Annotated in this window: 12 protein-coding genes; 4 read left to right on the plus strand and 8 right to left on the minus strand. The window is 69.6% G+C overall.

The window, feature by feature from the left end; translation table 11 throughout:
- Positions 1-2: 2 nt before the first annotated feature.
- Positions 3-932, minus strand: coding sequence for a MurR/RpiR family transcriptional regulator (locus HWY45_RS06855; RefSeq protein WP_059879984.1), 930 nt, complete (start codon positions 930-932; stop codon positions 3-5).
- A gap of 120 nt (positions 933-1,052) precedes the next feature.
- On the opposite strand from HWY45_RS06855, the gene HWY45_RS06860 reads away from it, so the two are divergent.
- The gene (locus HWY45_RS06860) at positions 1,053-2,333 is read left to right on the plus strand and encodes an amino acid deaminase (RefSeq protein WP_059566129.1); all 1,281 of its coding nucleotides are present in this window, start codon (positions 1,053-1,055) and stop codon (positions 2,331-2,333) included.
- 133 nt (positions 2,334-2,466) lie between these two features.
- Complete coding sequence (locus HWY45_RS06865; protein WP_059879908.1) at positions 2,467-3,048, plus strand: DJ-1/PfpI family protein; 582 nt, start codon at positions 2,467-2,469, stop codon at positions 3,046-3,048.
- A 25-nt stretch (positions 3,049-3,073) separates the two neighbouring features.
- Here the strand turns inward: HWY45_RS06865 and HWY45_RS06870 are convergent, their stop codons facing one another.
- Positions 3,074-3,520: a MarR family winged helix-turn-helix transcriptional regulator gene (locus HWY45_RS06870; protein ID WP_059879987.1), complete on the minus strand. Its 447-nt coding sequence runs from the start codon at positions 3,518-3,520 to the stop codon at positions 3,074-3,076.
- Positions 3,521-3,537: 17 nt separating this feature from the next.
- Positions 3,538-5,133 (minus strand): MDR family MFS transporter, encoded by a 1,596-nt coding sequence (locus HWY45_RS06875; protein ID WP_059566131.1) that lies wholly within the window; start codon positions 5,131-5,133, stop codon positions 3,538-3,540.
- Positions 5,134-5,239: 106 nt separating this feature from the next.
- Here HWY45_RS06875 and HWY45_RS06880 point away from each other — a divergent pair, with 106 nt between their 5' ends.
- Entirely contained in the window at positions 5,240-6,085 is an 846-nt protein-coding gene (locus HWY45_RS06880; RefSeq protein ID WP_059566132.1) for an EcsC family protein, read from the plus strand.
- Here HWY45_RS06880 and HWY45_RS06885 read toward each other — a convergent pair.
- On the minus strand, positions 6,055-7,035 hold the full coding sequence (locus HWY45_RS06885) for an alpha/beta hydrolase (protein WP_059804084.1): 981 nt from the start codon (positions 7,033-7,035) through the stop codon (positions 6,055-6,057). The two genes, HWY45_RS06880 and HWY45_RS06885, sit on opposite strands and share 31 nt — an antisense overlap.
- 89 nt (positions 7,036-7,124) lie before the next feature.
- Positions 7,125-7,559, minus strand: coding sequence for a CHRD domain-containing protein (locus HWY45_RS06890; RefSeq protein WP_059566134.1), 435 nt, complete (start codon positions 7,557-7,559; stop codon positions 7,125-7,127).
- A 405-nt stretch (positions 7,560-7,964) separates the two neighbouring features.
- Here HWY45_RS06890 and HWY45_RS06895 point away from each other — a divergent pair, with 405 nt between their 5' ends.
- A complete protein-coding gene (locus tag HWY45_RS06895; protein ID WP_059879910.1) occupies positions 7,965-8,930 on the plus strand; it encodes a hypothetical protein in 966 nt (321 codons plus the stop codon).
- Positions 8,931-8,944: 14 nt separating this feature from the next.
- Here the strand turns inward: HWY45_RS06895 and HWY45_RS06900 are convergent, their stop codons facing one another.
- The 3 genes from HWY45_RS06900 to HWY45_RS06910 all read right to left on the minus strand — a co-directional run bounded on the left by HWY45_RS06900 (position 8,945) and on the right by HWY45_RS06910 (position 12,411).
- Positions 8,945-9,718 (minus strand): class II aldolase/adducin family protein, encoded by a 774-nt coding sequence (locus HWY45_RS06900; protein WP_059879990.1) that lies wholly within the window; start codon positions 9,716-9,718, stop codon positions 8,945-8,947.
- A 212-nt stretch (positions 9,719-9,930) separates the two neighbouring features.
- Positions 9,931-11,559, minus strand: a complete 1,629-nt coding sequence (locus tag HWY45_RS06905; RefSeq protein WP_059879913.1) for a phospholipase D family protein — start codon at positions 11,557-11,559, stop codon at positions 9,931-9,933.
- 132 nt (positions 11,560-11,691) lie between these two features.
- Entirely contained in the window at positions 11,692-12,411 is a 720-nt protein-coding gene (locus tag HWY45_RS06910; RefSeq protein ID WP_059804095.1) for a FadR/GntR family transcriptional regulator, read from the minus strand.
- Positions 12,412-12,511 lie beyond the last annotated feature (100 nt).

Here is a 12,511-nt window from a genome sequence, read left to right on the forward strand (position 1 = left end):
GGTCAGTCTCCTAGCGGTTGACGGTCGCCGCCGCCACGGTGCGCGTCGAGCGCGTGCTTGACGCGGCGCAGCGATTCTCGGCACGCGTCGCCGAGCCGCAGCGCGACCCCGGTGACGAGCACGTCGATGGCCATCATCATCGCGTAGCGCGATGTCGACGGTTTGAAAATGAAATCGGTCTCGAACGCGACGACCGGAATCAGGTGGTCGGCGAGCTGCGCGAGCGGAGATGCGGGCGCGGTGACCGCGATCAGCGTCGCGCCGTAGCGCTTGGCGAGCGCGCAGCTCTCGAGCAGCTCCGGCACGCGCCCGCTCACCGACAGCGCGACCATGACCGAGTCGCGCGTCGCGGTGGCCGCGACCATCCGCTGCAGCACGCTGTCCTGGTAGCTCGCGACCGGACGGCCGAAACGCACGAGCCGGAAGCGCAGCTCGTCGGCGAGCGCGGTGGAGCCGCCGCCCTGCCCGTACACGTAGATCATCTTCGCGCCGGCGAGCCGGTCGGCCGCCGCGTCGAACGACGTGTGGCGCAGCAGCTGGTGGTTGTGCGCGAGCGCGACCTGGATCTCGTCGTAGACGAGCGACGCCGGGTTCGCGTCGCCGGCGCCCGCGTCGTCCGACGGCGCGAGAAAGCGCTGGCCGACGGCCGCCGCCTGCGCGACGAGCAGCTTCAGCTCGCGCACGTCGCGGCAGCCGACCGCCTTCGCGAAGCGCGTGACCGTCGCGACGCTCACTTCCGCGTCGCGCGCGAGCGTGCTGATGCTCGCATGCGCGGCGCGCCCGAGATCCGCGAGGATGAACGCCGCGACCTTGCGCTCGGCATCGCGCAGCTCCGGCGCGCACTCGGCGATCCGCGCAATGATGTCGACGGCCGGCTGGCCGGCCGGTTGCGCGGCAGGCGGAACAGAGGACGAAGTGGCGGACGAATTCATCTGCTGAAAAAAGTTGCGGCGCATCATGTTACTAAATAACATCACCGCGCCGATGCTACTTTCTGTACCATCGGCATGTCAACTTCAGTGCAATGCATATCGATGATGGAGCGGGATGACATGAAAGTTACAAACTATCAGGAAGCGACGATCGATCCGTTCGGCAAGGGCCTCGGCAATCTGCCGAGCGCGAGCGTGCCGCTCGCCGACGCGGGCCGCCTCGAGTGGAACCTGCTCGCGGAAGACGTCAGCCTGCCGGCCGCGGTGCTGTACGAGGATCGCATCGAGCACAACCTGAAGTGGATGCAGGCGTTCGTCCAGGAGTACGGCGTCAAGTTCGCGCCGCACGGCAAGACGACGATGGCGCCGCAGCTGTTCCGCCGCCAGCTCGACGCCGGCGCATGGGGCATCACGCTCGCCACGGCGCACCAGACCCAGGCCGCGTATCACGGCGGCGTGCGGCGCGTGCTGCTCGCCAACCAGCTGGTCGGCCGCCGCAACATGACGATCATCGCGGGGCTGCTGTCGGATCCCGATTTCGAGTTCTTCTGCCTCGTCGATTCGGCCGACGGCGTCGACCAGCTCGGCCGCTTCTTCGGCGAAGCGAAGAAGTCGATCAACGTGCTGCTCGAGCTCGGCGTGCCGGGCGGCCGCACCGGCGCGCGCGACGCCGCGCAGCGCGACGCGGTGCTCGCCGCGCTGGCCCGCTACCCGGACACGCTGAAGCTGGCCGGGATCGAACTCTACGAAGGCGTGCTGAAGGAGGAGGACGAGATCCGCACGTTCCTGCAGGGCGCGGTCGCGCTGACGCGCGAGCTCGCCGCGGCCGGCCGCTTTGCGCGCACGCCGGCGATCCTGTCGGGCGCGGGCTCGGCATGGTACGACGTGGTCGCGGAGGAATTCGCGAAGGCGTCCGACGCAGGCTTCGCGGAAGTGGTGCTGCGCCCGGGCTGCTACCTGACGCACGACGTCGGCATCTACAAGAAGGCGCAGACCGACGTGTTCAAACGCAACCCGACCGCGCGCAAGATGGGCGAAGGCCTGCTGCCCGCGCTGCAGTTGTGGGCGTACGTGCAGTCGGTGCCGGAGCCGGACCGCGCGATCATCGCGCTCGGCAAGCGCGACTCGGCGTTCGACGCGGGCCTGCCCGAGCCGGCGCGCCATTTCCGGCCGGGCCGCGACACCGCGCCGCGCGACGTGGCCGCGGGCGAAGGCTGGGCGATCACCGGCCTGATGGACCAGCACGCGTACCTGCAGATCCCGCCCGGCGCGGACGTGAAGGTCGGCGACATGGTCGCGTTCGACATCTCGCACCCGTGCCTGACGTTCGACAAGTGGCGCCAGCTGCTCGTGCTCGATCCGCAATTCCGCGTAAAGGAAGTGATCGAGACGTTCTTCTGAGATCCGCCGCGCGGCGGCCGCCCGGCCGCCCGAGCGGGCCGCCCCGCAACGGGGCGGCCGTCATGCCGGATTCGACCTGCCGGAGTACACTGCGCTTTCGTTCCGACCGTCCCCTCTTTCGCAGGAGAAAGCCATGGCAGCGAAGAAGATCCTGTTCCTGACCGGCGATTTCGCCGAAGACTACGAAACGATGGTGCCGTTCCAGGCGCTGCAGGCCGTCGGCCATCGCGTCGACGCGGTCTGCCCCGGCAAGCGGGCAGGCGACAAGATCAAGACCGCGATCCACGACTTCGAGGGCGACCAGACCTACACCGAGAAGCCCGGCCACCAGTTCACGCTGAACGCGACGTTCGACGACGTCGATGCGACCCGCTACGACGCGCTCGCGATCGCGGGCGGCCGCGCGCCGGAATACCTGCGGCTCGATCCGAAAGTGATCGCGATCGTGCGCGCGTTCGCCGATGCGGGCAAGCCGATCGCCGCGATCTGCCATGCGGCGCAGCTGCTCGCCGCCGCGGACGTGATCCGCGGCAAGCGCATCTCGGCCTATCCGGCCTGCGCGCCCGAAGTGAAGCTCGCCGGCGGCGAGTATGCGGACATTCCGGTCGACGCGGCCGTCACCGATGCGCCGTTCGTCACCGCGCCCGCGTGGCCCGCGCACCCGGCGTGGCTCGCGCAGTTCCTCGCATTGCTCGGCACGCGCATCGAGCTGTAACGCCGTTCCCGCGGCGGCGGCGCGCTCAGCGCCCCGCCGGCGGCGGGCCGGCTTCCGCGATCCGCGCCTCCAGCATCGCGAGCGCGCCCGACAGCCCGTTCAGCACGTCGTCCGGGAGCTGCGCCACTGTCTTGTCGAGGAATGCCTTGCGGCGCGGCAGGCTCGCGTCGAATGCCGCGCGCCCGTCGTCGGTCAGCTTCACGTTCGTCACGCGGTTGTCGCGCGCGTCGGATTCGCGCTCGATCCAGCCGAGCGCCTCGAGCGCCTTCAACTGGCGCGTGAGCGCGCCCGGGTCGATCCGCAGCACTTCGACGAGCCGCTTCTGCGACGCGTGGCCGTCCATCGTATTGAGCGCGACCATGATGCGCCAGCGCGGCATCGGCTGGCCGACGTGCGCCTCGAACGCGCTCATGAACGCGCGATAGGTTCGTCCGAACTGCTGCAAGATCGCGACGCGGTCCTGTTCTTCCATGCGCTGAATCTGTTCCTTCAATCGGCCAACGGGCCGGGTTCGATCTTGCGCCGCAGCGTAATCGGCGGCACGCGTCTGCATTGCCACACCGAAAACACCGCGACCGCCGCCGCCACCGCGACGCCCAGGTGAATCGCGCCGACCAGCGATTCGCGGGCCGCCTCGAGCAGCAGCGCGCCATTATGCCCGGCACGCGTCAGTTCGCTCACGAGACCGCCCTGCGCCGCGCGGTCGATCAGGATCTGCGGATCGGCGAGCCGCGCGTGCCACTGCAGCGCATGATCGGCCGCGAGCGCGTCGCGCACGCCGCCCGCGTACATCTGGTTGACGAGCGTGCCCGTCAGCGCGGTGCCGACCATCCCGCCGACCATCCGCAGCGACTGCAGCAGCGCGGTCGCGATGCCGAGGTGCTCGCGCCCGGCCGTCTGCTGCGCGAACACGGTGAGGTTCGGCAGCACGAAGCCGAGGCCGACGCCGCCCGCGACCATCAGCGCCATCAGCACCCAGCGCGGCGTGGCGTGCGTCGCCGCGACGACGCCGACGCAGGTGATCGCGAACAGCGCGAAGCCGACGTGCAGCATCGCGTTCGGATGGCGGATGCGGGTGACGACGCGGCCGTTCATGATGCTGCCGATCGTGATGAACACGACGAGCGGCGTGATCACGAGCCCGGCTTCCTTCGGCGACATGCCGAAGCCGCCCTGGAACAGCAGCGGCGCGTAGAACAGCAGCGAGAACATCGAGAAGCCGGCGAGGATCGCGAGCACGAACAGCGCGGACAGCGCGCGGTTGCCGAACATGTCGAACGGCAAAATCGGCTGCGCGCAGCGCTTCTCCCAGCGCCACAAACCGACGCCCGCGACGAGCGCGACGCCGAGCAGCAGCGTCGGCCAGCCGGCGATCCCGTATTTCGGCAGCCATTCGACGAACAGTTGCAGCGCGCCGAGCGACAGCGCGATCAGGATCGCGCCCGGCCAGTCGAGCCGCATCTTCTCGTCGTGCTCGATATGGCGCAGGTGCGGCAGGTAGCGCCACACGAACAGCAGCGACAGGATCCCGACCGGCAGGTTCACGTAGAACACCGAGCGCCAGCCGAACGACTGGGTCAGCACGCCGCCGAGCGACGGCCCGATCGCGTTCGCGATGCCGAACGCGGAGCTCATCATCACCTGCCAGCGCAGCCGCACGACCGAATCGGGGAACAGGTCGGGAATGCACGCGAACGCGGTGCCGACCAGCATCCCGCCGCCGATGCCCTGCAGCCCGCGCGCAAGCACGAGCGACAGCATGTCGTTGGCCATCCCGCACAGCACCGACGCGGTGGTGAACAGCACGATCGACGCGATCACGAACGGCTTGCGCCCGTAATAGTCGCCGAGCCGGCCGAAGATCGGCACGGTGATCACCGAACTGAGCAGGTATGACGTCGCGACCCATGCATACAGGTCGAACCCTTTCAGCTCGGCGACGATCGTCGGCAGCGCGGTGCCGACCACGGTCTGGTCGAGTGCGACGAGCATCGTCACGAACGAGATCCCGATCATCGCCAGCAGCGACTCGCGGAACGGCAGGACTTGCCCGCTCGAATGGTGGGCGGCGGTATGGACGGCCATTTTTTGCTGAAACAACTTTTGACGAGTCAACAATTTGAAAATTCTAGCACGGCTGGAGTAACCTAGCTGACGGCCGACGGCTCGGCCCTGGCTGCAAGGGAGGAAGATGGAACCGATTTCAACCGGCGTCGCGACGACGCTGTCGGACGACGACCGCGACGTGCTGCGGCGCGCGAAGCAGGTGCTGGAAAGCCCGTCGCTGACGATGAAGCTGACGGGCCTGCTCGGCGCGCCGGTGGAGAAGATGATCGGCCGGCTGCCGGATTTCGCGACCGGCAAGATCAACGACGCGACCCAGCTCGCGCTGCGCAAGTGCCTGAACCTCGCGCTGCGCACGCTCGGCAAGCCGCCGGCGCCGGACGTGGACACGCCCGACAAGCCGAGCAACCTGCTGCACAAGCTCGCGGTCGCGACGACGGGCGCGGCGGGCGGCGCGTTCGGCTTCCTCGCGCTGCCGGTCGAGCTGCCGGTGACGACGACGCTGATCTTCCGCTCGGTGTGCGACATCGCGCGCAGCGAGGGCGAGGACCTGTCGTCGGTGGATACGCAGCTGCAGTGCCTCGCCGTGCTCGGCATGGGCGGCAACCCGGACCGCAGCGAAGAGGATGCCGATCTCGGCTACTTCGTGCTGCGCGGCGCGCTCGCGCAGGCGATCTCGAAGGCATCGTCGGACATCACGTCGAAAGGCATCGCCGCGCACGGCTCGGCCGCCGTGTTCAAGCTCGTGCAAACCGTCGCGTCGCGCTTCTCGGTGCAGGTGACCGAACAGATGGCGGCCAAGTCGATTCCGGCGATCGGCGCGGTGCTCGGCGCGACCGTCAACACGCTGTTCATCGACCACTTCCAGCAGATGGCGCACGGCCACTTCGCCGTGCGCCGGCTCGAGCGCAAATACGGCGCGGCCGCCGTGAAGGCCGCCTATCAGGCGATCGACACCTCGCCCGCACGCTGAACCGCGCGCTCGACCGCGACCCGGCGCAGGAACGCGGCCGCCCGGTCGAGCGCCTGCCGCGATTCCGGCACCATCGGCGCATACAACTGCCAGACGTGCGGCATCTGCGGCCAGATCTCGATCTCGACCTGCACGCCGGCGGCCCTCGCCTTGTCGGCGACGCGGCGCGAATCGTCGAGCAGCACCTCGGTGCTGCCGACCTGGATGAACAGCGGCGGCAGCCCCGTGAAATCCGCATAGAGCGGCGACGCGTACGGGTGGGCGGCCGGCGTGTCGCCGAGATACAGCTTCGCCGCCTTGCCGAGCGCCGGGCCGGCGAACATCGGATCGATGCCGTCGTGCGTGCGCAGCGTCTCGCCGGTCGCCGCGAGATCGGTCCACGGCGAGAACAGGATCGCGCCGGCCGGCAGCGGCTCGCCGCGATCGCGCAGCGCGACGAGCGTCGCGAGCGCGAGGCCCCCGCCCGCCGAATCGCCGCCGAGCACGATCGACTCGGGCGGCGTGCCCGTCGCGAGCAGCCGGCGGTAGGCGGCGAGCGCATCGTCGAGCGCGGCCGGGAAGCGGTGCTCCGGCGCGAGGCGGTAGTCGAGCGAGAACGCGCGCACGCCCGCGCGTTTGGTCAGGCCGAACACGAGCGGGCGATGGGTCTTGGTCGAGCAGAAGTAGTAGCCGCCGCCGTGGAAGTACAGCAGCATGCGCCCCTGCGCGGCCCCCTGCCCGGACCCCTGCCCGGTCCGCCCGTCGACACGCTCGAGCCATTCGCCGCGCAGCGGCGCGTCGTCCGGGCCGTAGCATTCGCGCAGCCGATAGCCGGACGGCGCGCGGCGCGGCACGATCATCCGCCGGTCGGTAAAGCGCCGCGCGCGCGCCGGGTCGAGCACGGGACGCGTGGTCTCGGGGCGGAACTGCCAACGCAGCAGCCAGCAGGCGAGCTTGCTTTGCCAACTCATCGGACGCACTCCGTATCGGAAATGTGTCGATGGTACGTGCGATCGCGCCCCGGACGCTCGACAGGTGCCTCTATATCAAACGCCGGCGCTCAGCCGGCCGGCAGCACCTGCCCGCGGATCTCGCCGGACGGATGCTCCTTCGTGTGCACGTTGAAATACCACTTGCCGGCCATCAGCTCGGTCACCTGGGTGTCGGTCAGTTCCTTCGAGCCCTTGATCGGGCTGGCGAGGCCGTCCTTCGGAATCGGCACCTGCACGCCCGCGTTCTGCCCGACCGGCGCCGGCCCGTGGAAATGCGCGGCGGTGGCCGGGCCGGTCAGGTTCTCGTAGGTCGCCGTCCATTGCAGCGTATGGGTGAGCGTGTCGTAAGTGGCGTCGACCGCGCCCGAACCCTTGCTCGTGGTCGGCGGCACCTCGCTCGACGGCTGCAGGTTGGCGGACAGGCGAACCGTTTCGGCCGCCGCGCTGCCGGCGGCCAGCACGCCCGCGAGTAACGCGACCTGAAGGATGCGCAGCTTCGTCATGGAATCTCCTTGTACGACCGTGTGCGCCATCCGGCGGATGGCGTCTCGCCCATGTTAGTCGATCGCCGCCCGCCGGTGCGGTATGCGGCCAGCCTGACGCGGCCAGGAACAGACCTTTGCAGGCGAACGCCTGAATCCGCGCGCGCCGTTTCGCTACACTTCTTCTCACAGTTGCTTGTTTCCTTCGTCCGAAGGAGTCTGCGAGTATTTACGCGGCCGCCCGGCCGCGTTTTTTTTGCCTGCCGGCCGACCGCCGCATCGTCACATCGCGCAATACGATCCTGTGGAAATCCGCATCGACACGCAGCCATTCGCGCGCGAAGATGGGGCCTTGTCGTCCCCCAGAGATGCATCGTGCCGACCCCTCGCTTGCCATCGAGAACGCGTCCCGTTCGCTTCCGCCCGGTGCTCGCGAGCGTCTGCACGCTCGCGGCACTTCATGCCGGGCCCGCGGCCGCCCAGGAATTCGGGCTGTTCGCCGGTTCGCTATGGGGCGGCGGCGGCCGCTCGTATGCGTGGGCCTTCGATTACCAGGAAGGATTGAGCCCGCACACCGCGATCGGCTTCACCTGGTACAACGAAGGGCATATCCCCAATCACCACCGCGACGGCCAGGCGATTCAATTCTGGGGGCGCTGGCCGCTCGAGAACCGCCGCTTCGTGCTGTCGGCGGGCGCAGGGCCATACCGCTACTTCGACACGGCCCCGGCCGGCGAAGGCCGCGACTACTCGAATTCGCACGGCTGGGGCGTGCTGATGAGCGTACGCGCCGCGTACTACACGTCGGACCGCTGGGTCGCGCAGTTGCAGCTCAATCGCACGCAGGTGTTCCGCGGGCCGAACACCACGTCGGTGATGTTCGGCATCGGCTACCAGCTCGACGCGCCGGGCACGCCCGGCCCGCGCGACACGCCGCTGCCGCGCGCCGGCAAGGTCACGAACAACGAGGTGACCGCGATGCTCGGCGAAACGATCCTCAACAGCCGCTCGTCGCCGTCGACGCTCGGCGGCAGCATCGAATACCGGCGCGGCCTCACCCGCACGGTCGACTGGACCGCGACGTGGATGTATGAAGGCGCGAAGCAGGCCGTGCGCCGCAACGGCGTCGCATCGCAGCTCTGGCTCACGCGCGCGTTCCTGAACGACGCGCTCACGCTGTCGGCCGGCGCGGGCGCCTACTTCACGGTGAACCAGCGCAACTTCAGCGGCCAGCCGGGCCCCGGCGACGGCACCGTGTCGGGGATCGTGTCGATCTCGGCCAGCTACCGGCTCTCCGAGCGCTGGCTCACGCGCGTCACGTGGAACCGGGTCGTCACGCGCTACAACCGCGACACCGACGTGATCCAGGCCGGCCTCGGCTACCGCTTCTGAACGCGCACGGCGCGTCAGCTCCGGTATCCCGGATCGATGCGATCGACGATGCGCTGCAGTGCGTCGAACGCATCCTGCCCCGCGCCGTGCTTCGGGTCGAAGTTCAGCGAATCGCGCACGCAGGCTTCGAGCACCGGCGGCGCGATCGGCAGCGCGTCGCCGATCGCGTGCGTCGCGACCTGCACCTCGCACGCGCGATTGAGCAGCCACATCAGCGAGAACGTCTGCGCGAGCGTGTGCCCGATCGTCACCGGCCCGTGGTTCCTCAGCAGCAGCACCGGCCGCCCGCCCGCGCTCGCGACGATGCGCCGGCCCTCGTCGAGATGCACGGTGATCCCCTCGAAGTCGTGGTACGCGACCTTGCCGTACAGCTGCGCCGCGTAGAAATTCGAGAACGACAGGCCGCCGCGCGAACAGCACACGGCCATCGCGGGCGTCGTGTGCACGTGCATCACGCAATGCGCGTCCGGCAGCGCCGCGTGGATCGCACTGTGGAACGTGAAGCCCGCCGGGTTGATCGGCCAGTCGGAATGGCCGATCACGTTGCCGTCGAGGTCGACCTTGACCAGGTTCGACGCGCATACCTCGCGGTAGTGCAGCCCGAACGGATTGACCAGGAAGTGCCCGTCGGCGTCCGGCACGCGCAGCGAGATGTGGTTGTAGATCAGCTCGGTCCAGCCGAGATGGTCGAAGATGCGGTAGGCAGCCGCCAGCTGCACGCGCGCCTGCCATTCGGCGTCGGAGAAGCGGGCGGGACGGGAAAACGGCTGGTTCGGTACGCGTTGCATGCGGGGGCTCCGGTTGAGCAGGCGCGCGCGGCCGGGCGAACGCGGCGTCACACGTTGTCTCCTGGCGCCGGACGCGGCGAGCGCCGGCGCATGTTCGTCTCGCCGCCCGGCCGCCGCGCGCATCGCGCGCGCGGCATCCGGCGGCACCGCCACGATCGCCAGATCGTTGCGCGCACAACCATATCATCTTTCCGGGCGCGCCGGAACCGGCCCTATAACTGATCGTCGACCGGCAGCAGCATGAACATGCCGGTCAGCACGTTGCGCAGCAGCCCCGCGTCCGGATCGACGTGATAGGTGTGCGGCGCGCCGTTGTCGGTCGCGGTCCAGACCAGCTCGGACGCGCCGGGCCCCGACGGCGCGGCGAGCTGCACGCGATAGCTCTCGTCCGGCTGCGTCACCCGCGCGAAAATCGTCGCGACCTGCTGCGCGAGCGCCGGGCTGCGGATCACCAGCGCAAGCTCGGTGTTCAGATGCGCGGAACGCGGATCGAGGTTCAGCGAGCCGATCACGAGGGTGCGCCGGTCGATCACGTACGCCTTCGCGTGCAGGCTCGCCCGCGAGCGCGAACCGAACAGGCGCGCGGGCTGCTGGCGCGGCTGCGACTTGAATTCGTACAGCTCGACGCCGCGCTGCAGCAACGGCACGCGGTACGGGGCGTAGCCGGCCTGCACGGCCACCGCGTCGGTCGCGGCGAGCGAGTTGGTGAGGATCGCGACCCGCACGCCGCGCGCGGCCGTATCGCCGAGGATCTTCACACCCGCGTCGTGCGGCACGAAATACGGCGAGAACGCGAGCACCTCCTGCTGCGCGTCGCGCATCAGCTCGACGAGGCGCCGCATCGGCGGGCTCACGTAGCTGTCGGTGGGCCGCGCGACCTTGTCCGGCGCATCGGCCTTGAATTCGGCCGGCGCCCATACGAGCCCGAGCTCGTCGCGCGCGATCTGCCGCGCGAGCGGCGTCGCGTTCAGCGGCTTCGCGTTGTACGGCTCGGCGTAGGTGCGCCAGTGCGCGCGCAGCTCGTCGCGCATCGCGTCGAGGTCCTTCGGATCGAAGGTCTGATGATTCAGCACCCGCAGCGGATAGCTGCTCGCGCTCGCCCAGTACGCGTCGAAGCTCGCGGAGATGTCCCGCGTCACCGGGCCGGCCGCGAGCACGTCGAGGTCGCGGAACTGCAGCGTCGGGCTCGCGCTGAAATATTCGTCGCCGAGATTGCGGCCGCCGACGATCGCGAGCCGGTTGTCCGCGATCATCGCCTTGTTGTGCATCCGGCGCGTGAAGCTGTCGATCCGCGTGAAGAAATTCGCGGTGCGCCGCATCACGCCCTGCTGCGCGGCGCCGAACGGATTGAACACGCGGATCTCGATGTTCGCGTGCGTGTTCAGCGCGGCCATCACGCGGTCGATGTCGCGGAAGTTCAGGTCGTCGATCAGCATCCGCACCCGCACGCCGCGATCGGCCGCGTACAGCGCGGCGGCGAGCAGCAGCTTGCCGGTCGTGTCCTCGGTCGCGATGTAGTACTGCATGTCGAGCGTCTTCGTCGCCGCGCGCGCGAGCGCGATGCGCATCTGCAGCGCCTCGGCGCCGCCCGCCAGCAGGCGGAACCCCGACTGGCCCGGATGCGCGGCCTCGGCCGCGGCGAGCGCGTCGCGCAACGGCGTCGCGACGTCGGCGGACAGCGCGGACGAAACGGGCCGGTCGAGCGTGGTGGCGGGGGGATGGGTCGCGCAGGCGGACACGAGCGGCAGCAGTGCGGAGACGGCCAGCGCGCGGGCCGCCTGCCGGCATGCGGCGTGCCATGACCGGACGAACGGCTCGCGCCGGATGAGGGACGTAGACACAGGGCTTCCTGGGCAGGGCGGATCAACGCAGCCGCGCCTGCCGCGGCGCGCGGCCGACGGGCGCTTCCAGTCGATTCTAAGTGGCGCCGGACAGCACGGTCAATCGCGCCGGCCGGCGTGGTCCGACCAATTTCAGCCGGCGTGGCCGCGCCGCTCGAAATGGCTGCGCACGTAGTCGATATGGGTCTGCATCGCCGTGCGCGCCTCCTCGGGCCGATGCGCGCAGATCGCGTCGCAGACGGTCCGGTGCTGCCGCAGCAATTGGTCCGACGCGCCCGCATCCTCCTGCGTCATGCCGGCCGCGTTGACCGTGATGTGCTCGCGCAGCATGCCGATCACGCTGGTATGCAGGTGCAGGAACATCGTGTTGTGCGACGCGCGCGCGATCGCCTCGTGCAGCTTCGAGTCGGTCGCCACTTCCACGGCCCGGTCGTCGTTCGCGTGGGCGGTTTCCAGCTCGCGCAGCAGCGCGCGGATCCGCCGGCGGTCGCTCGCGTCGGCGCGCAGCGCGGCGAAATACGCGGTCGCGCCCTCCAGCACGCGGCGGAACTCGAGGATGTCGTCGCGCAGCGCCGGATGGTCGGCCACGAGCTGCCCCCACGGCGACGCGATGCCCGCGCGCAGCTGATCCGTCACGTACACGCCCGCGCCGCGCCGGCTCTGCAGCAGCCCCCGCGCGGCGAGCCGCTGGATCGCCTCGCGGATCGTATTGCGCGCAACGCCGTACTGCTCGGCGAGCACCCGCTCGGCCGGCAGGCGCGTGCCGGCCGGCCACGTGCCGTCGAGCAGCGCCGTCTCGAGCTTGCGCATCACCACCTCGGTACGGCCGCGCGCCGTCATGCCTGCTGCCATCGTCGGGTCTCCGGAATGCCTCGGCGCATCGATTGGCCCAACCAATTTGAGCTGCGGCGCCGTCGCGGGAATTATGCAGCGAAACCGCCGTCCCGCGTGC

Origin of the sequence: Burkholderia stagnalis (assembly GCF_902830275.1) — a bacterium.
Classification (GTDB): Bacteria; Pseudomonadota; Gammaproteobacteria; order Burkholderiales; family Burkholderiaceae; genus Burkholderia; species Burkholderia stagnalis.